Origin of the sequence: Shinella sp. WSC3-e (assembly GCF_945994535.1) — a bacterium.
Taxonomy (GTDB): Bacteria; Pseudomonadota; Alphaproteobacteria; order Rhizobiales; family Rhizobiaceae; genus Shinella; species Shinella yambaruensis.
Window position 1 is genome coordinate 1,128,594 of sequence record NZ_OZ000530.1, and the last position, 25,371, is coordinate 1,153,964.

The 25,371-nt window shown below is 64.5% G+C and carries 23 protein-coding genes and 1 tRNA gene; 20 read left to right on the top strand and 4 right to left on the bottom strand.

Annotated features, from left to right (window positions below):
* Positions 1 to 16: 16 nt before the first annotated feature.
* Positions 17 to 1,264, bottom strand: coding sequence for an ABC transporter substrate-binding protein (locus AABF56_RS05700; protein ID WP_244765716.1), 1,248 nt, complete (start codon positions 1,262 to 1,264; stop codon positions 17 to 19).
* 328 nt (positions 1,265 to 1,592) lie between these two features.
* Here AABF56_RS05700 and AABF56_RS05705 point away from each other — a divergent pair, with 328 nt between their 5' ends.
* Positions 1,593 to 2,627, top strand: coding sequence for a LacI family DNA-binding transcriptional regulator (locus tag AABF56_RS05705; RefSeq protein ID WP_272805229.1), 1,035 nt, complete (start codon positions 1,593 to 1,595; stop codon positions 2,625 to 2,627).
* Here the strand turns inward: AABF56_RS05705 and AABF56_RS05710 are convergent.
* Both AABF56_RS05710 and AABF56_RS05715 read right to left on the bottom strand, forming a co-directional pair.
* Complete coding sequence (locus AABF56_RS05710) at positions 2,608 to 3,588, bottom strand: alpha/beta hydrolase (RefSeq protein ID WP_272805230.1); 981 nt, start codon at positions 3,586 to 3,588, stop codon at positions 2,608 to 2,610. The two genes, AABF56_RS05705 and AABF56_RS05710, sit on opposite strands and share 20 nt — an antisense overlap.
* Complete coding sequence (locus AABF56_RS05715) at positions 3,585 to 4,733, bottom strand: Gfo/Idh/MocA family protein (protein ID WP_272805231.1); 1,149 nt, start codon at positions 4,731 to 4,733, stop codon at positions 3,585 to 3,587. Before AABF56_RS05715 ends, AABF56_RS05710 begins: the two co-directional genes overlap by 4 nt.
* 269 nt (positions 4,734 to 5,002) lie before the next feature.
* Between AABF56_RS05715 and AABF56_RS05720 the strand changes: the two genes are divergently transcribed.
* On the top strand, positions 5,003 to 5,815 hold the full coding sequence (locus tag AABF56_RS05720; protein WP_272805232.1) for a sugar phosphate isomerase/epimerase family protein: 813 nt from the start codon (positions 5,003 to 5,005) through the stop codon (positions 5,813 to 5,815).
* A gap of 11 nt (positions 5,816 to 5,826) precedes the next feature.
* On the opposite strand, the gene AABF56_RS05725 is transcribed toward AABF56_RS05720, so the two are convergent.
* Positions 5,827 to 6,588: a DeoR/GlpR family DNA-binding transcription regulator gene (locus AABF56_RS05725; RefSeq protein WP_244765711.1), complete on the bottom strand. Its 762-nt coding sequence runs from the start codon at positions 6,586 to 6,588 to the stop codon at positions 5,827 to 5,829.
* A 212-nt stretch (positions 6,589 to 6,800) separates the two neighbouring features.
* Between AABF56_RS05725 and AABF56_RS05730 the strand changes: the two genes are divergently transcribed.
* From AABF56_RS05730 to rpoB, 18 genes are all read left to right on the top strand, one after another.
* Positions 6,801 to 7,601 carry a class I fructose-bisphosphate aldolase gene (locus AABF56_RS05730; protein ID WP_272805233.1) on the top strand — a complete coding sequence of 267 codons (801 nt, stop codon included), beginning with the start codon at positions 6,801 to 6,803 and terminating at the stop codon, positions 7,599 to 7,601.
* Between the two features lie 3 nt (positions 7,602 to 7,604).
* Positions 7,605 to 8,534, top strand: coding sequence for a PfkB family carbohydrate kinase (locus AABF56_RS05735; protein WP_272805234.1), 930 nt, complete (start codon positions 7,605 to 7,607; stop codon positions 8,532 to 8,534).
* Positions 8,535 to 8,913: 379 nt separating this feature from the next.
* Complete coding sequence (locus AABF56_RS05740; RefSeq protein WP_272805235.1) at positions 8,914 to 10,059, top strand: ABC transporter ATP-binding protein; 1,146 nt, start codon at positions 8,914 to 8,916, stop codon at positions 10,057 to 10,059.
* A 47-nt stretch (positions 10,060 to 10,106) separates the two neighbouring features.
* Positions 10,107 to 11,183 (top strand): Gfo/Idh/MocA family protein, encoded by a 1,077-nt coding sequence (locus AABF56_RS05745; protein WP_272805236.1) that lies wholly within the window; start codon positions 10,107 to 10,109, stop codon positions 11,181 to 11,183.
* The gene (locus tag AABF56_RS05750; protein ID WP_272805237.1) at positions 11,183 to 12,022 is read left to right on the top strand and encodes a sugar phosphate isomerase/epimerase family protein; all 840 of its coding nucleotides are present in this window, start codon (positions 11,183 to 11,185) and stop codon (positions 12,020 to 12,022) included. Before AABF56_RS05745 ends, AABF56_RS05750 begins: the two co-directional genes overlap by 1 nt.
* Positions 12,019 to 12,828 carry an alpha/beta fold hydrolase gene (locus AABF56_RS05755; protein WP_272805238.1) on the top strand — a complete coding sequence of 270 codons (810 nt, stop codon included), beginning with the start codon at positions 12,019 to 12,021 and terminating at the stop codon, positions 12,826 to 12,828. Before AABF56_RS05750 ends, AABF56_RS05755 begins: the two co-directional genes overlap by 4 nt.
* Positions 12,829 to 12,831: 3 nt before the next feature.
* Positions 12,832 to 13,530: a ribulose-phosphate 3-epimerase gene (locus AABF56_RS05760; protein WP_272805239.1), complete on the top strand. Its 699-nt coding sequence runs from the start codon at positions 12,832 to 12,834 to the stop codon at positions 13,528 to 13,530.
* A 14-nt stretch (positions 13,531 to 13,544) separates the two neighbouring features.
* On the top strand, positions 13,545 to 14,525 hold the full coding sequence (locus AABF56_RS05765; protein ID WP_272805240.1) for an ROK family protein: 981 nt from the start codon (positions 13,545 to 13,547) through the stop codon (positions 14,523 to 14,525).
* 388 nt (positions 14,526 to 14,913) lie between these two features.
* Positions 14,914 to 16,089, top strand: a complete 1,176-nt coding sequence (gene tuf / locus AABF56_RS05770; RefSeq protein WP_244765691.1) for an elongation factor Tu — start codon at positions 14,914 to 14,916, stop codon at positions 16,087 to 16,089.
* A 406-nt stretch (positions 16,090 to 16,495) separates the two neighbouring features.
* The gene (locus AABF56_RS05775) at positions 16,496 to 17,152 is read left to right on the top strand and encodes a hypothetical protein (protein WP_272805241.1); all 657 of its coding nucleotides are present in this window, start codon (positions 16,496 to 16,498) and stop codon (positions 17,150 to 17,152) included.
* A 133-nt stretch (positions 17,153 to 17,285) separates the two neighbouring features.
* A tRNA-Trp gene (locus AABF56_RS05780) sits at positions 17,286 to 17,361 on the top strand.
* Positions 17,362 to 17,555: 194 nt separating this feature from the next.
* Positions 17,556 to 17,756: a preprotein translocase subunit SecE gene (gene secE, locus AABF56_RS05785; protein ID WP_244765701.1), complete on the top strand. Its 201-nt coding sequence runs from the start codon at positions 17,556 to 17,558 to the stop codon at positions 17,754 to 17,756.
* A gap of 16 nt (positions 17,757 to 17,772) precedes the next feature.
* A complete protein-coding gene (gene nusG, locus AABF56_RS05790) occupies positions 17,773 to 18,303 on the top strand; it encodes a transcription termination/antitermination protein NusG (RefSeq protein ID WP_244765700.1) in 531 nt (176 codons plus the stop codon).
* 199 nt (positions 18,304 to 18,502) lie between these two features.
* On the top strand, positions 18,503 to 18,934 hold the full coding sequence (rplK, locus tag AABF56_RS05795; protein ID WP_244765699.1) for a 50S ribosomal protein L11: 432 nt from the start codon (positions 18,503 to 18,505) through the stop codon (positions 18,932 to 18,934).
* A gap of 2 nt (positions 18,935 to 18,936) precedes the next feature.
* Entirely contained in the window at positions 18,937 to 19,629 is a 693-nt protein-coding gene (gene rplA / locus AABF56_RS05800) for a 50S ribosomal protein L1 (protein ID WP_244765698.1), read from the top strand.
* Positions 19,630 to 19,979: 350 nt separating this feature from the next.
* On the top strand, positions 19,980 to 20,498 hold the full coding sequence (gene rplJ / locus AABF56_RS05805; protein WP_024270435.1) for a 50S ribosomal protein L10: 519 nt from the start codon (positions 19,980 to 19,982) through the stop codon (positions 20,496 to 20,498).
* Positions 20,499 to 20,558: 60 nt separating this feature from the next.
* Positions 20,559 to 20,936 (top strand): 50S ribosomal protein L7/L12, encoded by a 378-nt coding sequence (rplL, locus tag AABF56_RS05810; protein WP_244765697.1) that lies wholly within the window; start codon positions 20,559 to 20,561, stop codon positions 20,934 to 20,936.
* 253 nt (positions 20,937 to 21,189) lie between these two features.
* Complete coding sequence (gene rpoB, locus AABF56_RS05815) at positions 21,190 to 25,329, top strand: DNA-directed RNA polymerase subunit beta (RefSeq protein ID WP_244765696.1); 4,140 nt, start codon at positions 21,190 to 21,192, stop codon at positions 25,327 to 25,329.
* Positions 25,330 to 25,371: the final 42 nt, after the last annotated feature.

The following is a 25,371-nucleotide window of genomic DNA, read 5'->3' on the forward strand; positions in this document are numbered from 1 at the left end:
TTGAGCGTGTGCCGGCTTAGAACTTGGCGAGCCAGGCCTTCTGCGTGTTGGCTGCGGCGTCCTTGGCGCTTTGGCCGCCGTCGAACATCTTCTGCAGCTCGACATTCATGTTGCGCATCAGCTCCTCGGCGACCGGAAGGCCGACGAATTCATTAGCCGGGTAACCGCTCTGGTAGATCTTGAAGGCTTCCGCGAAGATCGGGTCGGAGGTCACGAAATCGGGCTTGGCGTGGACGTTGCCCGGGAAGGCGTTGGCGATGGAGACGAGGCGGCCGTTGACCTCCGGGCTCATCAGGAACTCGACCAGCTTCCAGGCCTCTTCCTTGTGGGCGCTGCCCTCGCTGATGCCGATGCCCCAGGAGGCATAGGGCATGCCGCGCTTGCCGGTGTAACCGTCGGCGGCGGGCAGGGCGGAAATGCTGAAATTCAGCTTCGGGTTACGTTCGCGGATCAGGTTCACGTGGGCGAGCGTGTCGACCATCATGCCGACGCGGCCGTTGACGAACTCCTCGACCTTGTCCTGCTCCTTCTTGGCGAAGATGCCGGGGGAAATCACGCCGTCCTTGTTCAGCTTCTCGATATATTCCAGCGTGCCGACGACGGCCTCGTTCTCGAGATCCGGCTTGCCGTCCTTCATCATCGAGGCGCCGGACGACCAGACCCAGGACATGACGTCGTTCTGAATGCCGCTCGGTGACTGCAGCGACAGCGGCAGCACCCAGCCGTACTGGTTCTTCGAGGCGTCGGTCATCTTCTTGGCGGCTTCGGCGAATTCGCTGCGCGTCGACGGCATCGTCTCGACGCCCGCCGCCGCGGCGATGTCCATGTTGACGAACACCGGATAGACGAAGGAGGCCAGCGGGAACATCACGCTCTTGCCGTCGACCTTGACGATGTCGGCGATCTGGCTCTTGTCGTAGTTGGCCTTCTCCATCAGCTCGTCCATGGACGCGATGGCGCCCTGCTTCGAGAGGCCGTTGACCCAGGCGCCGTCAAGGCCCACCACATCGCTGAGCGTGCCGGAGGCGGCGCCGACGACGATCTGGTCGCGGGTCGTGGCATAGGGACCGCTGACGAGCGTCACCTTGATGCCGGGATTCTTCGCCTCGAAATCGTCCATGATGCCGCGCAGGGCGCCGGCGGGCATTTCGGGCTCCCACCACTGGATGAACTCGATGGTGGTGTCGGCAAAGGCCGAGGCGGCGCAGAGCGCCCAGACCGCCGCGGCGGCCTTCAGAGTCTTGCTGAGCTTTCTGAAATTCATGTCTGCCTCCCGTTAGACTTTCAGGTGATCGATCCTCTCCCAAGATCGTGCCGTGAGTAGGCTGCCGGAACGATCCGACTGTCAACGGGGCTTGCTATGAAATGCGTAGTGAATGGCATATAAAATAGATCAAGGTGATGATTTTAAAGGTAAAAAAAATTTTGCGCGCGTGAACTTCCTGTTGCGGTTTCTGTTGCCTGTGATGTGTTTTTTCTTTACTTTCGTAAACAAACGAAAGTTCGCTGCTGCAGCGGCAATTCTGCACCCCTTGCGGCGTTACGGCCTATGATGCGAGATTGTCAGGTGCCGCCCCGCAATGAGGATTGGAATGGCCAAAAAGACTTACAGATCAATGGACGATTTTGCCGCTGCCTGCGGCGTGTCGCGTCCTACATTGTCGAAATATTTCGACGACCCGACGCAGATCAAGGAGGTGACGCGCAAGCGCATCGAGGCCGCGCTGAAGAAGTCGAACTTCGAGCCCAACCTCTTTGCCAGGCATCTGAACCGCAAGCGGACGAAGAATATCGGCATTCTCGTGCCCAGCATGTCCGACCCGTTCTACGTGCAGGTGGTTTCGCTTATCGAGCTGGAACTGCGTGCCAAGGGATTCTGGCCGGTCCAGCTGTCCTCCCACACGCGGCCCGAGCTCGAGGAGGAGGCGGTGCGGACGCTCCTCTCGCTCAAGGTGGCGGGTGCGATCGTCGCGCCGCTCGGGGCCGGCTCCCGCCGCTCGGCCCTCGGCCGCCTGACCGACGCCATCCCGGTCGTCTGCTTCGACAGCCCGTCGGCCTTCGACCTGCCTTTCGTGGGCAATGACAACATGCAGAGCGTGGCGGCGATCGTGCAGTACCTGTGTCGCTCGGGCGAACCTCCCGTATTCCTCGACGTGCCGCACATGATGGTCAATGCCGGCGAACGGACGGAAAGTTATCGCGCGACGATGCTCCGCGAAGGGCATGAGCCGCTCGTGATCGAGTGCGAATCGGCGCCGTCCTGGGAGTTCGAGCGGCTCGGCTACGAGCAGATGCAGCGCATGCTTGCAAGGGGCGGGCTGCCGGGAAAGACGCTGCTGTGCGCCAATGACCGCTTCGCCTTTGGCGCGATGGCGGCCGCCTTCGCCTCCGGGTTGAGGATCGGGCGTGCGGAAGGCTGCGATATCCGCATCGCCGGCCACGACGACCATCCGCTCAGCCGCTACACATGCCCGTCGCTGACCACGATGGCGCAGAACGCCCCCGAAATCGCGGCCAGGGCCGTCGAGCTCCTGTTGAAATGCATCGAGGACGACGGGGCCGACCGCAAGGGGGCAACGCCCCGGGTGATCCTCGAGGCGACCCTCGTCATGCGGGAGTCTGCCTGAGGTCCACGGGCCGGGGCGGCCGGGCGCCGGCGCCGAGGCGGGGATCCATCCCCCGCCACGCCGCGGCGATCGCGTCCAGCGCCTCGCGGGCTTCCGGGATGGCACGCCCCATCGAGACGAATCCATGGATCTGCCCCGGCCAGACGCGGCAACATGCGCTCCCTTCCGCCTCCAGGCGCCGGGCATAGGCCAGCCCCTCGTCGAACAGTACGTCATGGCCGGCCAGCACGACGAAGGCCGGCGCAAGGCCGTGCAGCGAGGGAGCATGGAGCGGCGAGGCTTGCCAGGTCATCCGGCTGGCTTCGTCCGGCAGGTAGTGGTCGCGAAACCAGCGCATGGCCTCCGCGGTCAGGCCGAAATCGGCGGCATAGCGGCGGTAGCTGTCCGAGGCCTGGCCCTGATCCGTGACAGGATAGATCAGCACCTGGCCGATCACGGCCGGAACCTGTCCGTCCCGCGCCATGAGCGCCGTCACGGCGGCCAGATTGCCGCCGGCACTGTCGCCGGCGACGAGAATGCGGGCCGGATCGATGCCGAGGCCGGCAGCCTCCGCGTGCATCCAGATGAGGGTGGCCGCGCAATCCTCGATGGCTGCCGGGAAGGGGTGCTCGGGGGCCAGGCGGTAGTCCGGGGAGACAACCACGGCATCTGCCGCATTGGCAAGCACGCGGCAGATATCCTCGTGCGTCTCCGGCGCGCCGATCACCCAGCCGCCGCCGTGCAGGTAGAGCAGGGCGGGTGCGGCGTCCGGCGGTGCGCCGCGACCGCGCCAGATCTTCACCCGGATGCCGCGCACATGCCGCTCGATCGTCTCGCCGACGGTTTCCGGCGGCCATTGCTTGCTGGCGAAACCATCGAGATATTGCCTGCGTGCCTCCTCGGGAGTGCAGTCCTCGACGGGTTTTTCCGGTTCGCCCGGCCAGGCGAGGGCGCGCGCGGCGGACGGGTCGAGGCCGGTCATGCCAAGAGGCTCCGCGCTTCGTCCTCGCGCAGTTCGCGCGGCTGTTCCGTCTTGCCGGCAATCGTCTGCCCGACGCCGGTCTCCCCGGCGCGCAGGATTGCCTCCATGACTTCGAGCACGTGCAGCGCCAGCGTGCCGGAGGCACGGGGCGCCCGTCCCTCGACGATGGACCGGGCGAGGTCCGCCAGGCCCAGCATGCGGTAGTTGGCGCGATCCGGCAGCGCGATTGGCCAGTTGACGGCACCGAACAGCGCGCCCGCCGTATCCGTTTCCTCCCACGGCGCGCCGTGGCGCGACAGGGCGACAACCCCGCCGAAATTGTCCGGATCGGGCAGGCGCAGCGACCCTTCCGTGCCGTGCAGCTCGATCGGATGATTGGAGTGGCGGAACACGTCCCAGGAGGCGCCGAAGGTGACGGTCGCGCCGCATTCGAATTCCAGGAGCGAGAGCAGGCTGGTCGGCGTGCCGACCTTGAAGGATGTGCCCTTCTTGGGGCCGTCGGCGGTGATGAGGCGCTCCTCCTGGCCGCTGGTGGCGACGGCCTGCACCCGGCGCACCGGCCCCATGAGGTTGACCATCATGGTGAGGTAGTAGGGTCCCATGTCCATCACCGGGCCGGCGCCGGGCTGGTAGTAGAAGCTCGGGTCGGGATGCCAGTGCTCCATTCCGCGGCCCATCATGAAGGCGGTGCCGGTGACGGGTTTGCCGATGGCGCCCGCTTCCATCAGGCGGCGGGCATGCCGTCCGGCGGCGCCGAGGAAGGTGTCCGGCGCCGAACCGATGGCAAGCCCCCTGGAAGCCGCCGCATCGACCAGCTTGCGGCCCTCGTCGGCCGTCACGCCGAGCGGCTTTTCCGTGAAGACATGCTTGCCGGCCGAAAGCGCGCGCATCGAAACGTCGAAATGCGCAGCGGGAATGGTCAGGTTGAGGACAAGGTCGATATCCTCGTCGTCGATGAGGGAATCGACATCCGTGGCGCGCAGCCCGAACGCCTCGGCACGGCGCCCAGCAGCCTCGCTATCGAGGTCCGCGCAGGCCGTGATCTCGACGCCGCGGAAAAGCGCGGCGTTGCGCATGTATGCAAGTGAGATATTGCCGCACCCCACCACGCCGATCTTGAGCTTCGGTTCGTCCTTCTGTGCCATGTGAAGAATTTATCCTGCTGTTATCATTGAGGGAAAATCGAGATCCGGCGCCGTGTTTATGGACGCAAAGAACAAAGTATGTTGACGCACGATAACATTTTAACTTACGTAATGACAAGACGTCGGGAGGCGTCGTCATCCCTCTGTTCGGGCTGTTTTCGCCGTCGTCTCCGGGCCGGTCCCGCGGTCGGTGACGGGGTGGCCCGTGACTGCGAGGAGCGCCTCCCGTGTCTCGACGCGACGATCAACGGACAGGTCAGGACCCCGTCATGAGCGAACTTCACATAGGCTGCCAGACATTCACCTGGGAAATGCTCGGCAAGGCCTGGACCGGCGGTCCGGACGACCTGGTGCGGGCAATTGCCGCCGGCGGCTATTCCGGCATCGAGATCACCGACACCATGATCGGCGATTATGCCGGCAGGCCCGAAGCTTTCGCCCGCACGCTCGCGGATGCGGGGCTCAGCCTCGTGTCTTTCGCCTTCGGCTCGTCCAGCGGCTTCACCCTGCCGGACCGGATCGCCCCGGATCTCGACACGGCAAGGCGCTGGGTGGATTTCGCCGCGCATTTCCCCGGCGCGCTCGTTTCGATGGGATCGGCGACGGTGGTTTCTTCCGGCGCGCGCGCAGACAAGTTCGAGGTCGCGGCCGAGTGCTACAACCGCGCGGCAGAGATCGGCCGGGCGGCCGGGGTCGCCGTGGCGGTGCATCCCTCCTCGCATCACAATACGCTGCTTTTCACGCGCGAGGATTATGATGCGCTCTTTGTCCGTCTCGATCCTGAGGTCGGCTGGGTGCCGGATACGGGCCATATCCTGCGCGGCGGCCAGCGCATGGACGATACGCTTGCGGCGTTCCGCGACCGCATCCGGTACGTGCACCTGAAGGATGTCGATGCCAAAGGCATCTGGGCCATGCTGGGGGCGGGTGCCTGTGACGTGCGCGCGGTGATCGAGACGGTGCGCGACGCGCCGCGTTTCAACGGCTGGATCGTCGTCGAGGAGGAATCCGACGCGGCCGGGCAGGACCCTGCCGCCGCCGTCCGCGCCAACCGCGAGACGCTGCGCGCGCTCGGATACTGAGCGGCGCCACGTCAGGCGTAGCGGACCTCGACGCCGAGCTTCTCGAGGCGATGGCGGATGCCGTGCGGCATGTTGCTGTCGGTGATGATGAGGTCGACGCGGGAAAGGGAGAATGCCTTCGACGAGGCGCCGATGTCCCATTTGCTCGAATCGGCGACCAGCACGACGCGGCGCGCCATGCGCACCAGATTGCGCTTGGTGCGGGCGATGTCCTCCGAGACGTCCACCACATCGAAGGACGGATCGATTGCGTGCGCGCTGACGAAGGCCTGGTGCGCGACGAGGCCGCCGAGCGCCTTGTCGGAGTCCGAAACGATCGTGCTGACCGTGCTCGGGAACACGCGGCCGCCGATCATGTGCACATCGAGGCCCGGGCGGTACATGAGGTGCTGGGCGATGTTCATGGCCGTGGTGGCCACCACGACATTCTTCACCGGCGGCATCTGCATGGCGACCTGGAGCAGGGTGGAGCCGCTGTCGAAGACGATCGACTGGTTGTCGATGATCTGGCGGGCGGCCATCTGGGCGATGCGCCGCTTGGCATCGAAGTTGCGCTGCATGCGCTCCTCGAAGGCGGCTGCGGGCGAATCCGCCGGCAGGGCGATGGCGCCGCCGTGGGTTTTTATCAGCAGCTTCCTGGCGTCCATGATGTCGAGGTCGGAGCGGATCGTGACTTCCGACACGCCGAACAGGTCAGCGAGCTGGCGCGTGCGGGCCTGTCCAATGCGTTGAAGCTCGATCAGGATCTGCTGGCGTCGCTGTTCTGCAAGCATAACTCGTTCCGTCTGCCGTTCCGCACTTGGTTTCGAAATTCAAAAGATGATTTGCCAGCATTTTTCCCTGCAGCCGCATTCTCATCCAGAAGGCATCATTATAGCGCATAAAAAATCGCCTGCTAATATCGAAATGAAAGAATTCGAAATATTGAAGGTTGTTTTGCTTTCGAGTTAGGGTCCGCGTCAGCAGATACGGAGGAGCCTTTGCTATGGGTCTCGGAACCAAAATTCGCCTTTCTCGCCTGTTCTCAAACCCCTCGGGCAACCTGTTCGGCGGCGCGGTCGATCATTTCGTCGGTTACGGAAATGTGCGGGAGGGGGGCCTGGCGGACCTTCCGGGCGCGCTGCGCCGCGTGATGGCAGGCGGCCCCGACTATGTCAGCATCCAGCCGGGCGCCGCCCGCCATCTGTGGTCCGATTATGCCGGCAAGGCCGCGCTGGTCATCCAGGCCGGCTGCTTCACGGCCGACGACCGGATTCGCCAGCTCATCGCCACCCCGGAGGATGCGGTGCGCTACGGGGCGGATGCGCTGGCCGTCGCCATTCCGGTTCGCGGCAACACGGAGGGCGAGTATATCCGCTGGCTGACCGACACGGTAAACGCCGCTGCGCGCTTCGAAATGCCCGTCGTCGCCCATATCTATCCGCGCGATTTCGCCGACGGCGGCAAGATCGTCTTCACGCCAGATGAAATCGCCTATGCGGTCCGCATCGGCTACGAGACGGGTGTCGACGTGGTCAAGGTCGGCTATACCGGCGACTTCGAGTCCTTCCGCGAAATGGTCGCCACATGCCCCATCCCGGTTGTCATTGCCGGCGGGCCGAAGACCGACACGCTGCTCGGCGCGCTGCAGCAGGCCTCGGATGCGCTGCGGGCCGGCGCGCGGGGCGCCGTGGTGGGCCGCAACCTCTGGGGCCACGGCGACGCGACGAAAGCCGCGCAGGCCTTCAAGCTCGTCATTCACGCCGGCATGAGGCCGGAGGAGGCGCTGGCCGCCGCCGGGGCATGATCCGTGGCGAGCGCCTTTGACGTCCTGGGCTTCGGCGCTCTTGCGGTCGACGACATCCTCTATGTCGATCGCCCGCTTTGCGCCGGGAAGGGAAAGGTGACGAAACGCGTTTGCGACCACGGCGGCAACGTCGCCACCGCCCTCGTCGCGGTTGCCCGCCTCGGCGGGCGTGCGGCCTTCATCGGCTGGCTCGGCAACCCGCCCGAGGATGTCGGCGGACGCGAACTGGAGCGCCAGGGCGTCAGCACGGGATTTGCGCCTCGCCACGCCGATGCCGCGCCCATCCGGTCGGTCATCACGGTCGGGCCGGACGGCGAGCGTTTCATAGCCTATGACGACGACGTGCTGCACGGCACGTCGCCCGATCTGCCGGACGCCGTGCTTGCCCAGGCGCCGGTTCTGCTCATCGACGGTTATGCCGTCCATTCGGAAGCGGTGGTCGTGCGGGCGCGCCGCAGTGGCCTTTCGATCGTGGCCGATATCGAATGGACGACAGGCTCGGCAAGCGACCGGATCCTGTCGCTCGCCGATCATCTCGTGCTGCCGATCGCGTTCGCCAGGTCCTGCCTGAAAGAGGACGACCCGCAGGTTCTCCTCGAAGCGCTCTGGTCGCCTGATCGGTCGGCCGTGGTGCTCACCGACGGCGAGCGCGGCAGTTACCTGCGGCAAAGGGGCGATCCGGTCTTCTGGCATGTGCCGGCCTATAGGGTGCAGGCCGTGGACACGACCGGTGCCGGGGATTGCTTCCATGGTGCCTACGCTCTGGCGCTGGCGGAGGGCGGCAGTCCGCTTGATTGCGTGATCTTTGCCGCAACGGCGGCGGCCATCTCGGTGACCTCGCATGGCGGCCGCAGGGGGCTGCCGGACAGGGCCATGTGCCTTTCCTGGATGGCGGGCGAGCACGCGCCTGTACCTGTGCCCCTCCAGGCCTGAGCCTTCCTGCAAAAGTGCGGAGCGGTTTGCGTCCGCAACCGCGTTGAAGTGCTTCAGTCGTTTCATCGATAGTTGGCAGCCAGCGGCTCGGTGCCGTGGCGAGCGCTGCCATGGCGTCTCCGCCGGCTGGGGGAAGACGATTTCCCAGCACTATAAAATTACGCGCGTTAAAAAATAATATGTCACGCAAATAAACTTTTATCATGTAAATAATTATTTATTATCAATGTATTGTTCTGATGTGTTGATTTCTGAGCGGTCTTGTTTCCCGTTTTTCGTCTTGACTTTGGCAATCAGTCCTGAACCTTCTGTCGAAAACCGGATGGCGGCGGTGGAGGCGGCCGGCCGGTGTTTGGGGACGGTGCGGGGAGGATGCGACGTGGCTGTGGTTGTGCTGGACAGGATCTGCAAGACCTACGGAAACAATTACCATGCGATCAAGGACCTGAGCCTGACGATTCACGACGGGGAGTTCCTGATCCTGGTGGGGCCGTCCGGCTGCGGAAAATCGACGGCGCTGCGCATGATCGCGGGCCTGGAGGATATCACCAGCGGCACGCTGAGCATCGGCGATCAGGACGTCGTGGATCTGCCGCCGAAGGATCGCGACATCGCCATGGTGTTCCAGAGCTACGCCCTCTATCCGCACATGACCGTCTTCGACAACATCGCCTTCTCGATGAAGCTGGCAGGAAAGGACAAGGCGGAACGCTCCCGGCGGGTGAGCGAAATCGCCAAGATCCTGCAGCTCGAGACATTGCTGCAGAACAAGCCGGCGCAGCTTTCCGGCGGCCAGCGCCAACGCGTGGCGATGGGCCGCGCGATGGTGCGCGAGCCCGCCGCCTTCCTGATGGACGAGCCGCTGTCGAACCTCGATGCCAAGCTGCGTGTGCAGATGCGCGCCGAGATCGCCAGCCTGCAGCGCCAGCTGGGCGTGACGACCATCTACGTCACCCACGACCAGACCGAGGCAATGACCATGGGCGACCGCGTGGCGGTGCTGAAGGGCGGCGTGCTGCAGCAGGTGGACACGCCGAAGGCGCTCTACCACAAGCCGGTCAACGCGTTCGTCGCAGGCTTCATCGGTTCTCCCTCGATGAACCTTTTCGAAGGGCGTCTGGAAGGCGGGTCGATCCGCCTTCCAGACTTTTCCGTTCCGTTGCCGGCAAGTGTCCGGGAGCGGGTTCCCGGCCTTTCGGCCTTCGACGGCAAGCCCGTTGTTTTCGGCATCCGTCCCGAAGACCTCTACGACAGCCGCCTGCCGTCGGGCGCGGCCTATCCGACCATTCCCGCTGTGGTGAGAACGATCGAGGAGCTCGGCTCGGAGTTGATCGTGCATCTGAAGATTGAGGCGACCCGCGTCGATTCCGGGGATCCGGACGCGGTGGAGGACCTGAGCGGTGCCGCCAATGCGGTCGCACGGTTCGAGGCCACCAGCGCCATCAAGGCCGGCGAGCGTATCGATCTCGCCATAGATCCGGCCAAGTTGCACTTCTTCAACCTGCAAACCCATGCGGCCCTGTGAGCGAGCGCCCGCAGCGTTGTCCGTGAACGATGATCAAGGGGGCAGAAATGCCATCAGACAGTGACCGCCGTCTTCGAGTTGGTGTCTTGGGCGCGGGCCAGATTGCGCAGGCGGCGCATTTCGAGAGCTGCACCAAGGCGGCGAACGCGGAACTCCATGCGATCTGCGACGTCGCCGACGACCTGCGCGAGCGCATGGTGATCACGCATGGGGCCGAGAAGTCCTACGATGATTACGACAGGATGCTTGCCGATCCGGATCTCGACGCCGTGATCATCGCGACGGCCGATGCCTTCCATGTGCCGGCCTCGCTCAGGGCGCTTGCGGCCGGCAAGCATGTGTTGTGCGAAAAGCCCATGGGGTTGACGGTGGAGGAATGCCTCGACCTGAAGGCCGCCGTCGAAAAATCCGGCAAGGTCTTCCAGGTCGGCCACATGAAACGCTTCGATGCCGGGCTGCAGGCGGCCAGGGCCTTCATTGGCGACGAGATGGGCGAGATGGTGGCGCTCAAAGCCTGGTATTGCGACAGCACGCACCGCTACCCGATGACCGATGCGGTGCAGCCGCTCATCGTCACCAGCGCCAATGCGAGGAAACCCTCGGCCAATCCGAAGGCGGACCTGCGCCGCTATTACATGCTGGCGCATGGCTGCCACCTGATCGACACCGCGCGCTATCTTGCCGGCGATATCGTCTCCGTGCAGGCGCGGCTTTCCGAACGGGCCGGCATCTGGTGCTGGTTCGTGGACGTGGAATTCGCCTCCGGCGCGCTCGGCCATCTCGACCTGACGGTGCAGGTGCGCATGGACTGGCATGAAGGTTTCCAGATCTACGGCAGGAACGGCAGCGTCCTCGGCAAGACCTATAACCCCTGGTACTACAAGACGAGCGAGGTGGACATCTTCCGCGAGGCCGATGGCGCGACGCACCGGGTGCTGGGGGCCGACGGCCATTTCTACCGCCGCCAGGTCGAGGGTTTCGCCCGCACCATTCTGGACGGCACGCCGATGGAGGGCGCCGGCATCGACGACGGCCTTGCCTCGGTGCAAGCCATGGTCGCGATCGCCCGCTCGGTCGAGACCGGCAGGCCCGCCGCGCTCGCCGACATGACGGGCGGCGTGTGATGAAGCTCGGCATCTTCGCCAAGACCTTCGCGGGACGCGCGCCGGAAACGGTTCTCAAGGCGGTCGCCGGTGCGGGCTTTGCCTCGGCACAATACAACATGGCCTGCTCGGGACTTTCCTCCATGCCGGATGCGATCAGCGGGGCCGAGGCGCGCGCGGTCGCGGCTGCCGCCGGCACGACCGGCGTCGAGATCGCCGCGGTGTCGGGCACCTACAACATGATCCATCCCGACCCGGCGGTGCGCGAGGCCGGCCATCGCAGGCTGGCGGTGCTGGCGGAGCGCTGCGCGGCGATGTCGGCCGGTCTCATCACGCTCTGCACCGGCACGCGCGATCCCCTGGACCAGTGGAAGGCGCATCCCGGCAATGACACGCCCGAGGCCTGGCGCGACCTGCTCGAGGCCATGGAGACGGCGGTCGGGATCGCCGAGCGATACGGCGTGGATCTCGGCATCGAGCCGGAGCTTGCCAATGTGGTCAATTCCGCCGAGAAGGCCCGCCGGCTGATCGACGAGATGAAAAGCCCGCGCGTCAAGATCGTGCTCGACCCTGCCAATCTCTTCGAGGTCGAGACGCCCGAGGCGCGGCGGACCATCGTCGCATCCGCGATCGACCGCCTTGCCGACCGCATCGTCATGGCGCATGCGAAGGACCGCCACCCGGATGGCAGCTTCGCAACGGCCGGCAAGGGCGTGCTCGACTACGGCCACTATCTGGGCCGGCTGAAGGCGATCGGCTTTGCCGGCAGCCTGGTCACGCACGGACTTGCCGCCGACGAGGCCGCCGGCGTCGCCGCGTTTCTCACGCGGACGCTTTCCGACACCGGGGCAGGGCGATGAGGGAGATCCGATCCTTCGAGACGGACGACGGCACGCGCCTCAATGTCGACAGCGCGGGCGAGGGCGCGCCGGCCGTCTTCCTGCATGGCCTTTGCGGCGATGCCGGCCAGACGGCCGAGGCCTTTCCCGCGCAATCCGGGTTTCGCCGCGTCACGATCGAGGCGCGGGGCCATGGCCGGTCGCAGGCCGGTCCGTTGGAGCGGCTGTCGATGGCCACCTTCGCCGACGATGTCGCCCGTTGCATCGAGCGCACCCTCGACGTTCCCGTCGTCCTCGGCGGCATTTCCATGGGCGCGGCGATTGCGGTGCGTCTGGCGGTGCGACGGCCGGATCTCGTCCGGGCGCTCGTCCTTGCAAGGCCGGCCTGGCTGGCCGCCTCGGCGCCGCCGACCATGGCCGCCAATGCCGAGGTCGGCCGCCTGCTGGCGCGGATGCCGCCGGAGGCTGCAAGGGCGGCCTTCCTTGCCGGCGCCACCGGCCGCCATCTGGCGGCGGAAGCGCCGGACAACCTGGCCTCGCTCGAAGGTTTTTTCGCGCGGGAACCCGTTGCGGTAACCGCTGCCCTCCTGACCGCGATCTCCGGCGACGGGCCGGGTGTCGCCGATGCCGACCTCGCCCGGATCGCCGTCCCCACGCTGGTGATCGGCCACGGGCGGGACATCATCCACCCCATCGCCTATGCGCGTGCGCTTGCCGACCGGATTCCCGCCGCCCGCTTCGTGGAGATCACCGCCAAGGCGCAGAACAAGGCGCAGTATATCGCCGATTTCCACCATGCCATGCGCACGTTCCTGAAGGATCTCTGAGAGATGACCCCCGCCAAATCCTGGATCGACGACCTGCCGAAGGACCGCCTGATCGCCGAGTTCTCCGTCTGGTCCGCCGATCTCGTGCGGCTTGCCGATGACCTTGCCCGTGTCGATCCGCATGTCGACGTCCTGCATGTCGACGTCGCCGACGGCCATTTCGCGCCGGCCCTGCTGTTCTTCCCGGATCTGGTGGCGGGCCTGCGCAAGGTCTCCGCCCGGCCCATCCACGTCCATCTCATGGTGGCGGATGCGGTCGTGCTGTCGCAGATCGAGCAGTTTGCCGATGCGGGCAGCGATCTCATCAGCATCCATGTCGAGAACGAAGGCGTGGCGGACGCGGCGCTCGACCTGCTCGACCGCCGCGGCGTCGCCGCCGGCATGGTGCTGCGGGTGGAGACGCCCGTCGAACGGCTTCGCCGCCATGCGGCGCGGCTGCGTTTCGTCACGCTGCTCGGCACGGCGATCGGCGTGAAGGGCCAGGGCCTCGACGGGACGGCGGGCACGCGCCTGCAGGAGGCCCGGCAGATCATCGCCGAAAGCGATGCGGACCATCGCATCGTGCTGGCGGCCGATGGCGGTATTCGCGAGCATACCGTGCCGCTGCTGCGCCGGTCCGGCGCCGAGACGGTCGTTCTCGGCTCGCTCGCATTCAACGCGCCGTCGCTTGCCGAGCGCATGGCGTGGCTCCACGCCCTCTGACGCCGGATTGCGCCATGCAGCAGATTGCCATCGGCATCGATCTCGGCGGGACGCAGGTTCGCGCGGCGCTCGTCGGCACGCGGGGCGAGATCGTCGCCCGCGCCGAGGAGCGGACCGACGCCATGGCAGGTCCCGAGCGCGTGCTGGCGCAGATCAAGGCGCTTGCCGACGGCCTTGTCGCTGCCGCAGGCACCGCCGCACCGGTGGGAATCGGTGTGTCCACGCCGGGGCCGATCGACACGATCGCGGGTGTCGCGCGCGATATTCCGACGCTGGCGGGCTTTGCCGACTTCCCCTTGAAGGCGGAACTGCAGAAGCGCTTCGCCTTTCCCGTCAGCCTGGAGAACGACGGCATCGCCGCGGCCATCGGCGAATGGCAGTTCGGCGCGGGCAAGGGGCTCGAGAACCTCGTCTACGTGACCGTCAGCACCGGCATCGGCGGCGGCGTCATCGCCGACGGGCGCGTGCTGCGGGGGCGCAAGGGCATGGCGGGCCATGTCGGTCACATGTCCGTCATGCCGGACGGCGCGCTTTGCCCCTGCGGCAACCGCGGCTGCTTCGAAGCCTATGGATCGGGCACGGCCTTCACCCGCCGGGCTCGGGAGCAGGCCTTTGCCTGCACGGGAACGCGGCTTGGCGCGGATGGCGGGTCCATAGACAGCCGCGCCGTCTTTGCCGCTGCACGGGCCGGCGACGAACTCGCCAACCGGCTTGTCGACGAGGAGGCCGGCATCCTCGGCCGGGGTTTCGTCAGCCTCATCCACATCTTCAGTCCCGAGGTCGTCATCATGGGGGGCGGGCTTTCGCATGAGTTCGAGCGCCTGCGTCCCGGCATCGAGCGCTGCATATCCGACCGGGCCATGCCCGCGTTCAAGGACGTGCGCGTCACGCGCGCCGCACTCGGCCAGAATTCCGGCCTGATCGGCGCGGCCGCCCTGGCGTTCCTCACCCGGAACGTCCACCATGGCCCGGCCGCGTTCGCGGCAGCGCTGTAAACGGGAAGGCGCTGTTCCAGTCGGGACCTCGCATGGCGACGGAAGCCGCCTTGAAACGCCGCGGATCATGGTCGATGGATGCCATCCGGCACATCCGGAAAATCGCGAATTGCAAGAACGCTATCAGGTAAAAATGCCGGCGCCTGGATGCGAGGCTCGCTGCCTGTGTCAATTTTCCTTCATGAAAAGAATCAGCACTTCGCCCTAAGATCCTGCCTTGAAAAAGCGAATCCACATCACGATCTATCCGCTATCTGGCTTGCCTCCGCTCGTTTCCGGCATGTTTCTCCCATACATTTAAGGCTTGCGCATTCGTTGCGAAAGCCTTAAACGCCTGCCAAACCGGACGGGCCGGTTAGCCCAACTTTCGTTCAGTAGGAATAAAAACATGGCAAAAGGTAAGTTTGAGCGCAACAAGCCTCACGTAAACATCGGCACGATCGGCCACGTTGACCATGGCAAGACGTCGCTGACGGCAGCGATCACGAAGTATTTCGGCGAGTTCAAGGCGTACGACCAGATCGACGCGGCTCCGGAAGAGAAGGCCCGCGGCATCACGATCTCGACGGCGCACGTCGAATACGAGACGCCGAACCGTCACTACGCGCATGTCGACTGCCCCGGCCACGCCGACTATGTGAAGAACATGATCACCGGTGCTGCCCAGATGGACGGCGCGATCCTGGTCTGCTCGGCTGCCGACGGCCCGATGCCGCAGACCCGCGAGCACATCCTGCTGGCCCGCCAGGTCGGCGTTCCGGCGATCGTGGTGTTCCTCAACAAGGTCGACCAGGTTGACGACGCCGAGCTTCTCGAGCTCGTCGAGCTGGAAGTGCGCGAGCTTCTGTCGTCCTACGACTTCCCGGGCGACGACATTCCGATCGTCAAGGGTTCGGCTCTGGCCGCTCTCGAAGACTCCGACAAGAAGATCGGCGAAGACGCGATCCGCGAGCTGATGGCTCAGGTCGACGCCTACATCCCGACGCCGGAGCGTCCGATCGACCAGCCGTTCCTGATGCCGATCGAAGACGTGTTCTCGATCTCGGGCCGCGGCACGGTCGTGACCGGTCGCGTCGAGCGCGGCATCGTCAAGGTCGGTGAGGAAATCGAGATCGTCGGCATCCGCCCGACGACGAAGACGACCTGCACGGGCGTCGAGATGTTCCGCAAGCTGCTCGACCAGGGCCAGGCGGGCGACAACATCGGTGCGCTGCTGCGCGGTGTGAACCGTGACGGCGTCGAGCGTGGCCAGATCCTGTGCAAGCCGGGTTCGGTCAAGCCGCACAAGAAGTTCAAGGCCGAAGCCTACATCCTGACGAAGGAAGAAGGCGGCCGTCATACGCCGTTCTTCACGAACTACCGTCCGCAGTTCTACTTCCGCACGACGGACGTGACGGGCATCGTGACGCTGCCGGAAGGCACGGAAATGGTGATGCCGGGCGACAACGTTACGGTTGACGTCGAGCTGATCGTTCCGATCGCGATGGAAGAGAAGCTGCGCTTCGCTATTCGTGAGGGTGGCCGCACCGTCGGCGCCGGCATCGTCGCTTCGATCGTCGAGTAACGATCGCTGGCGATGGCGTAAGCCTGCCGACGGCAAAAAAGTGTGCAAATGGCGCGCAAGCGCGATTTGCACACGGCGCCGGCATCGTCGCTTCGATCGTCGAGTAAGCTTCGGATCCTGGATCTGATGAGGGCCCCGCGGGAAACCGCGGGGCTTTTGCGTTCAGGCGCTTTGAAATGCCATGCTTTTTTAGCCTTTGGCGATAACTCGCCAGGTCTGGGGATAGAGGCGATCGGCACGAGCGGGTAGATTTGCCGCGTCGCCTGGAGCGACATGGCCTGACGGGTGGTGAGCCGCAGGCCCGGCGCCGAGGGATCGTTTCGATCCCGTGTATTGCGGCGGCGCCCCTGCGGGTGGCGGGTCGCGCCGCGCGCATCACGGCAACCAGACACGGGCCTGAACCCTCATGAACGCTTTTGCAGGCGCGGCGCGCGCAGCGCTCGCTCTCTCGATGATTCTTGTGATTCTGCCGGCAGGCGCGGCGCGGGCGGAGGATTCGCTGCTCATCTGGTCTCCGGCAAAACTATCCGGCTATGCCTATCGCCTGCGCCTGGGGGCCAAGGCCGCGACCGCGGCCGAGATGAGCGCCGGGGTGGATCTTGCGGTCACCGCGTCCTCCACCGGCCGTATCCGCGATACGCGCGACAATGCGCGGCTCTGGGCGGAAATGCGCGGGGAGGGGCTGTCCGGTGCGCAGCGCAACGTCACGGCGGGTTACAATCCGCTGACCGGGCGGGTTTCGGCGAGCGCCGGCCTGTCGCGCCGCTGGATGGCGACGCCCTCCTTCGACATCGTCCTGGCGCCCTCGGTTTCCGCCGACGCCAATATGCGCACCGGCGACCGCGGCGCGGTGCGCATGACGCAGCAGGCACGGATCCAGGCCCTGCCGACGGGAACCGACCTCGTCGCCACCGGCTCGACCGCCCGCGGCCAGAAGCGGATCGGTGCGGAATTCGGCGTCGAGCAGCGCGTCTTCGATTGCCTGGACCTCGGCGCCTCCGTACGCCGGCAGGACATGAAGCTGATCAGCACGGTCAAGGCCCGGCTTCGTTTCGCCTGGTGAGGCGGCGCCGGGGCGAGGGCGTGCTAACCTGTGAAAAAATCTCGTCTTCGGGCTTGCCAAGTCGATCCGTGCGCCGTAAAGACGCCATGCCTTGCCGGTGACGGGCGGTTCGCCCGGGACGCGGCAGGCAAATAGGGGTATAGCTCAGTTGGTAGAGCGGCGGTCTCCAAAACCGCAGGTCGGGGGTTCGAGCCCCTCTGCCCCTGCCATTCCCAGCCGGACAGCGCGGACGACTTGCAGCGACGGGGGCGGATGGCGTGGCGGCGTCGTGCCGTCTAAATTCGCGAAAAGCCCGGGCTGCCTCTTGTTAAAAAGAGAATCGGGCTTTATGTAGGGCAAAACAGACACGCGGTGCGTGGGGCTGAGAGTTCAGCTTTACGTGCCGTAATGGCGTGGACATTCAATGGCATCGAAAACGAATCCGATTGCGTTTCTGCAGCAGGTACGCTCCGAGACGGCGAAAGTGACTTGGCCCTCGCGGCGCGAGACGATGATCTCGACCGTCATGGTGTTCATCATGGTTTTCCTGGCCGCAGTGTTCTTCTTCGCTGCGGACCAGTTGATGGGGTGGCTGATCGGCCTCATCCTCAACGCCAGCGCCTGATTGGTTGGAGATGAACATGGCTTCCCGTTGGTACATCGTCCACGCCTATTCAAATTTCGAGAAGAAGGTCGCTGAGGACATCGAGAACAAGGCCCGCCAGAAGGGCCTTGAGCATCTTTTCGAGAAGATCCTGGTGCCGACCGAGAAGGTCGTCGAGGTGCGTCGCGGCCGCAAGGTCGATTCGGAGCGCAAGTTCTTCCCCGGCTATGTGCTGGTGCGGGCGAACCTGACGGATGAGGCCTACCACCTCATCAAGAACACGCCGAAGGTCACGGGCTTCCTCGGTTCCGACAACAAGCCGGTCCCGATCCCGGACAGTGAAGCCGAGCGCATCCTGTCGCAGGTCCAGGACGGCGTCGACCGTCCGAAGCCCTCGGTCTCGTTCGAGATCGGCGAGCAGGTTCGTGTTTCCGACGGTCCGTTCGCGTCGTTCAACGGCACCGTGCAGGACGTCGACGAGGAGCGCTCGCGCCTCAAGGTGGAAGTGTCGATCTTCGGCCGCGCCACCCCGGTCGAACTGGAATACGCCCAGGTCGAGAAAATCTGATTTCGGCGGCGCCTCCGGCGCGGCTCATCTGAAATCCAGCCCTCCTTCGAGGGCTGGCGGCGGAAGTTTCCGCCAATCGCGTGGAAGGGAAGGCGGCCTTTAGCCGGGCGTTCTGACCGTACCACGCAACCGCAGCCGCCGGTCGTCCGACCGGCATCACGGGCCGGGAAACCGGCCGCATTCTGAAAGGCAGAGAGAAATGGCTAAGAAAGTTGCAGGCCAGCTCAAGCTTCAGGTCAAGGCAGGCTCGGCGAACCCGTCCCCGCCGATCGGCCCGGCGCTTGGTCAGCGTGGTATTAACATCATGGAATTCTGCAAGTCGTTCAACGCGGCGACGCAGGAAATGGAAAAGGGTATGCCGATCCCGGTCGTCATCACCTATTACCAGGACAAGTCCTTCACCTTCGTGATGAAGCAGCCGCCGGTGACCTACTTCCTCAAGAAGGAAGCCAAGATCCAGTCCGGCTCGAAGACCCCCGGCAAGGGCGGTTCCATCGGCAAGCTCACCAAGGCTCAGATCAAGTCGATCGCCGAAGCCAAGATGAAGGATCTCAACGCCGCCGATATCGAAGGCGCGATGGCAATGGTCGAGGGCTCCGCCCGCGCCATGGGCCTGGAAGTGGTAGGTTGATCATGGCCAAGATTGCAAAGCGTCTCCAGAAGATCCGTGAAGGCATCGACCCGACCAAGCTCGTTGCCCTGTCGGACGCCATCGCCCTCGTCAAGGAGCGTGCGACCGCCAAGTTCGACGAAACCGTTGAAGTCGCCATGAACCTCGGCGTCGACCCGCGCCACGCCGACCAGATGGTCCGCGGCGTCGTCAACCTGCCGAACGGCACCGGCCGCGACGTTCGTGTCGCCGTCTTCGCCCGTGGCGCCAAGGCCGACGAAGCCAAGGCTGCCGGCGCTGACATCGTCGGCGCCGAAGACCTCGTCGAGATCGTCCAGGGCGGCAAGATCGACTTCGATCGCTGCATCGCGACCCCGGACATGATGCCGCTCGTCGGCCGTCTCGGCAAGGTACTCGGCCCGCGCGGCATGATGCCGAACCCGAAGGTCGGCACGGTCACCATGGACGTCGCCGGCGCCGTCAAGGCATCCAAGGGCGGCGCTGTCGAGTTCCGCGTCGAGAAGGCCGGCATCATCCATGCCGGCGTGGGCAAGGCCTCCTTCGACGCCAAGGCTCTGGAAGAGAACATCAAGGCTTTCGCCGACGCCGTCATCAAGGCGAAGCCGACGGGCGCCAAGGGCAACTACGTCAAGCGCGTTGCCATCTCTTCGACGATGGGTCCGGGCGTCAAGATCGATCCGTCGACGGTCGCCTGATCAGGCACCTGAATTTCGGCACCGCTTCGGCGGGGCCTTGAAAGAATTCCCGGCCGGTCTGGCCGGGGATTTCCGGGGAAACCCGGAACTCCTGTCCGAGATTGCAGGTGGTTAGGCCTTAATCACGTTGCCTGCATGAGACGGGTGAGACCTGGATTTCACTCAGCGTCGGATGACGCGGAATTCGGTTCGAACCTACCTTGCCTGTGCCGCGGTCCTCGACCGAGCGCGGGGGGACAGGATCCTCGAGCGTCGCTCGGGATCTTCTTTTGTAAAGCGGATCCCTGGCGGCAAAGGCAAACCCGGCAGGTCCCGTGAGAAGTCACGGTCCTGTCAACTGGAGATAGGCAGTGGAAAGAGCGGAAAAACGCGAATTCGTCACGGAGCTGAATGAAGTCTTCAAGGCTTCCGGTTCGGTTGTCGTGGCCCGCTATGCCGGCATCACCGTTGCACAGATGAACGATCTTCGTACGAAGATGCGTGCAGCGGGCGGTACCGTCAAAGTCGCGAAGAACCGCCTGGCCAAAATTGCCCTTCAGGGTACGGAGTCGGAAGGGATGTCTGATCTCTTCCAGGGTCAGACGCTCATTGCATATGCAAATGATCCGATGATCGCTCCGAAGGTAGCCATGGACTTCGCCAAGACCAACGACAAGCTCGTTGTCCTCGGCGGCGCCATGGGTGCGACCACGCTCGACGCAGAAGCAGTCAAGTCGCTTGCGACCCTGCCTTCGCTCGACGAGCTGCGTGCAAAGCTCCTGGGCCTCATTGCAGCCCCGGCAACGCGCGTCGCCACGGTCGTTGCAGCACCGGCAAGCCAGCTTGCCCGCGTGTTCGCAGCCTACGCCAAGAAGGACGAAGCCGCGTAAGGCGGTTTTTCGCTGTAAATCAAACACACCAGTTCGAACCGAACAAAAGGAAATATGAAAATGGCTGATCTCGCAAAGATCGTAGAAGACCTCTCCTCGCTGACCGTTCTGGAAGCCGCCGAGCTTTCCAAGCTGCTCGAAGAGAAGTGGGGCGTTTCGGCTGCTGCTCCCGTAGCTGTCGCTGCCGTTGGCGGCGGTGCTGCTCCGGCTGCTGCTGAAGAAGAAAAGACCGAATTCGACGTGATCCTCGCCGACGCCGGCGCCAACAAGATCAACGTCATCAAGGAAGTCCGCGCCATCACCGGTCTCGGCCTCAAGGAAGCCAAGGACCTCGTCGAAGGCGCTCCGAAGGCTGTCAAGGAAGGCGTTTCCAAGGCTGAAGCCGCTGACCTCAAGAAGAAGCTTGAGGACGCCGGCGCCAAGGTCGACGTCAAGTAATATCGGAATGCTGCGGGGGAGGGCGAAAGCCCTCTCCCGTCGATCCTTTCCGCTGAACTGATTACCCAAAAGCCGCTGAAAACGGCTTTTGGGTAATGGGTTCTTCAAGAGGATGGTCTTCACCGCAAGATTGGGCAATCCGGCCCGTCGACCGGCAGCAAGACGAGATTGAACCAACCCATTGGTCGACGGGATCGACTGGCCAGCGAACCCCGTCCGTTGCAGGCCCGGATGCAAATTTGAAGGAGCGACGATGGCTCAGACCCTTTCGTTTAACGGTCGTAGGCGCGTACGCAAGTTTTTTGGAAAAATCCCCGAAGTCGCAGTCATGCCGAACCTCATCGAGGTTCAGAAGGCATCCTACGACCAGTTCCTGATGGTTGAAGAGCCCGCCGGCGGTCGCCCGGACGAGGGGCTTCAGACCGTTTTCAAGTCGGTCTTCCCGATCACCGACTTCTCCGGCGCTTCCATGCTCGAATTCGTCTCCTACGAATTCGAGCAGCCGAAGTTCGACGTCGAGGAATGCCGCCAGCGTGACCTGACCTATGCAGCGCCGCTCAAGGTGACGCTGCGCCTCATCGTGTTCGATATCGACGAGGATACGGGTGCCAAGTCCATCAAGGACATCAAGGAACAGAACGTCTACATGGGCGACATGCCGCTCATGACCGACAACGGCACGTTCATCGTCAACGGCACCGAGCGCGTCATCGTCTCCCAGATGCACCGTTCGCCGGGCGTGTTCTTCGACCACGACAAGGGCAAGAGCCACTCGTCGGGCAAGCTGCTCTTCGCCGCGCGCGTCATCCCCTATCGCGGTTCCTGGCTGGACATCGAGTTCGACGCCAAGGACATCGTGCATGCGCGCATCGACCGCCGCCGCAAGATCCCCGTCACCTCGCTGCTCATGGCGCTCGGCATGGACGGCGAAGACATCCTGTCGACCTTCTACACGAAGTCGCTCTACCAGCGCGACGGCGAAGGCTGGCGCGTGCCGTTCAATCCCGACGCGCTGAAGGGCCAGAAGGCCGTCGCGGATATGGTCGACGCCGACACCGGTGAAGTGGTCGTCGAGATCGGCAAGAAGCTGACCCCGCGTCTGCTCCGCCAGCTCTCGGAAAAGGGCCTGAAGGCCCTCAAGGCGACCGACGAGGAGCTCTACGGCAACTATCTTGCCGAGGACATCGTCAACTATTCGACGGGTGAGATTTATCTCGAAGCCGGCGACGAAATCGACGAGAAGACCCTGCCGGTCATCCTGGCCGCCGGTTTCGACGAGATCCCGGTCCTCGACATCGACCACATCAATGTCGGTGCCTATATCCGCAACACGCTCGCCGCCGACAAGAACGAGAACCGCCAGGACGCGCTGTTCGACATCTACCGCGTCATGCGTCCGGGTGAACCGCCGACCATGGATTCGGCCGAAGCCATGTTCAACACGCTGTTCTTCGATGCCGAGCGGTACGACCTCTCCGCCGTCGGCCGCGTGAAGATGAACATGCGCCTCGACCTCGACGTCGCCGACACGGTCCGCACGCTGCGCAAGGAGGACATCCTCGCCGTCGTGAAGATGCTGGTCGAGCTGCGCGACGGCAAGGGCGAGATCGACGACATCGACAACCTCGGCAACCGCCGCGTCCGTTCGGTCGGCGAATTGATGGAGAATCAGTACCGTCTCGGCCTGCTGCGCATGGAGCGCGCGATCAAGGAACGTATGTCCTCGATCGAGATCGACACGGTCATGCCGCAGGACCTGATCAACGCGAAGCCGGCAGCCGCCGCCGTTCGCGAGTTCTTCGGTTCCTCGCAGCTCTCGCAGTTCATGGACCAGGTGAACCCGCTCTCGGAAATCACCCACAAGCGCCGTCTTTCGGCCCTTGGCCCGGGTGGTCTGACCCGCGAGCGCGCCGGCTTCGAAGTCCGCGACGTTCACCCGACCCATTACGGCCGTATTTGCCCGATCGAGACGCCGGAAGGCCCGAACATCGGTCTGATCAACTCGCTCGCAACCTTCGCCCGCGTCAACAAGTACGGCTTCATCGAATCGCCGTACCGCAAGATCGTCGACGGCAAGGTGACGACGGATGTGGTCTACCTCTCCGCCATGGAAGAGGCCAAGTACCACGTCGCACAGGCCAACTCGGTGCTCGAAGCCGACGGTTCCTTCGCTGAAGAGTTCGTCGTCTGCCGTCACGCCGGCGAGGTCATGCTCGCCCCGCGCGACCAGATCAACCTCATGGACGTGTCGCCGAAGCAGCTCGTTTCGGTCGCGGCCGCGCTCATCCCGTTCCTCGAGAACGACGACGCGAACCGCGCGCTCATGGGCTCGAACATGCAGCGTCAGGCCGTGCCGCTGCTGCGTGCCGAAGCCCCGTTCGTCGGCACCGGCATGGAGCCGGTCGTCGCCCGTGACTCGGGCGCCGCCATCGCGGCCCGCCGCGGCGGCGTCGTCGACCAGGTGGATGCGACCCGTATCGTTATCCGCGCCACCGAAGACCTTGATCCGTCGAAGTCGGGCGTCGATATCTACCGCCTGCAGAAGTTCCAACGTTCCAACCAGAACACCTGCGTCAACCAGCGCCCGCTGGTCACCGTCGGCGACGTTCTGAACAAGGGCGACATCATCGCGGACGGTCCGTCGACCGACCTCGGCGACCTCGCGCTCGGCCGCAACGCGCTCGTCGCGTTCATGCCGTGGAACGGCTACAACTACGAAGACTCGATCCTGATGTCCGAACGCATCGTCTCCGACGACGTGTTCACCTCGATCCACATCGAGGAATTCGAAGTCATGGCCCGCGACACCAAGCTGGGTCCGGAAGAAATCACGCGCGACATTCCGAACGTTTCGGAAGAAGCGCTGAAGAACCTCGACGAAGCCGGTATCGTCTATATCGGCGCAGAGGTTCAGCCGGGCGACATCCTGGTCGGCAAGATCACCCCGAAGGGCGAAAGCCCGATGACGCCGGAAGAAAAGCTCCTGCGCGCCATCTTCGGTGAGAAGGCCTCCGACGTTCGCGACACCTCCATGCGCATGCCGCCCGGCACCTTCGGCACGGTCGTCGAAGTTCGCGTCTTCAACCGCCACGGCGTGGAGAAGGACGAACGCGCGATGGCGATCGAGCGGGAAGAGATCGAGCGTCTCGCCAAGGACCGTGACGACGAGCAGGCGATCCTCGACCGCAACGTCTACGGCCGCCTGACCGACATGCTGCGCGGCCACGTCGCCGTCGCCGGCCCGAAGTCCTTCAAGAAGGGCACCGAGCTGTCGAACGCCGTTATCTCCGAATATCCCCGCTCGCAGTGGTGGATGTTCGCCGTCGAGGACGAGAAGGTCCAGGGCGAGATCGAAGCGCTCCGCGGCCAGTACGACGAATCCAAGTCGCGCCTTGAACAGCGCTTCATGGACAAGGTCGAGAAGGTCCAGCGCGGCGACGAGATGCCTCCGGGCGTCATGAAAATGGTCAAGGTCTTCGTCGCCGTGAAGCGCAAGATCCAGCCCGGCGACAAGATGGCCGGCCGTCACGGCAACAAGGGCGTGGTCTCGCGCATCCTGCCGATCGAGGACATGCCGTTCCTCGAAGACGGCACGCATGTCGACATCTGCTTGAACCCGCTGGGCGTGCCCTCGCGCATGAACGTCGGCCAGATCCTCGAAACCCACCTTGCCTGGGCTTGCGCCGGCATGGGCAAGAAGATCGGCGACCTGCTCGACGAGTACCGCAAGACCATGGACATCTCGGACCTGAAGCGCGAGCTGACGGAAGTCTACGAGAGCGAGGCCAAGGACGAGGTCGCCCATTTCGACGACGCCGCCCTGGTCAAGCTCGCCGAGCAGTCCCGCAAGGGCGTCTCCATCGCGACGCCGGTCTTCGACGGTGCGCACGAGCCGGACGTCGCCAGCATGCTGGAGCGCGCGGGCCTCAACCCCTCGGGCCAGTCGGTTCTGTACGATGGTCGTACGGGTGAGCCTTTCGACCGCAAGGTCACGGTCGGCTACATGTACATGATCAAGCTGAACCACCTTGTCGACGACAAGATCCACGCGCGCTCGATCGGTCCGTACTCGCTCGTCACCCAGCAGCCGCTGGGCGGCAAGGCGCAGTTCGGCGGCCAGCGCTTCGGGGAAATGGAAGTCTGGGCGCTCGAAGCCTACGGCGCCGCCTACACGCTGCAGGAAATGCTGACCGTGAAGTCGGACGACGTGGCGGGCCGCACCAAGGTCTACGAGGCGATCGTTCGTGGCGACGACACGTTCGAGGCGGGCATTCCGGAGAGCTTCAACGTTCTCGTCAAGGAAATGCGCTCGCTCGGCCTCTCCGTCGAGCTGGAAAACTCGAAGGTCGATCCCGCAGCCGAAGCCGGCCAGCTTCCCGACGCGGCGGAATAAGCCTGACAAGGTGCGCGCCGGAAAGGCGCGCACCGTTACCGC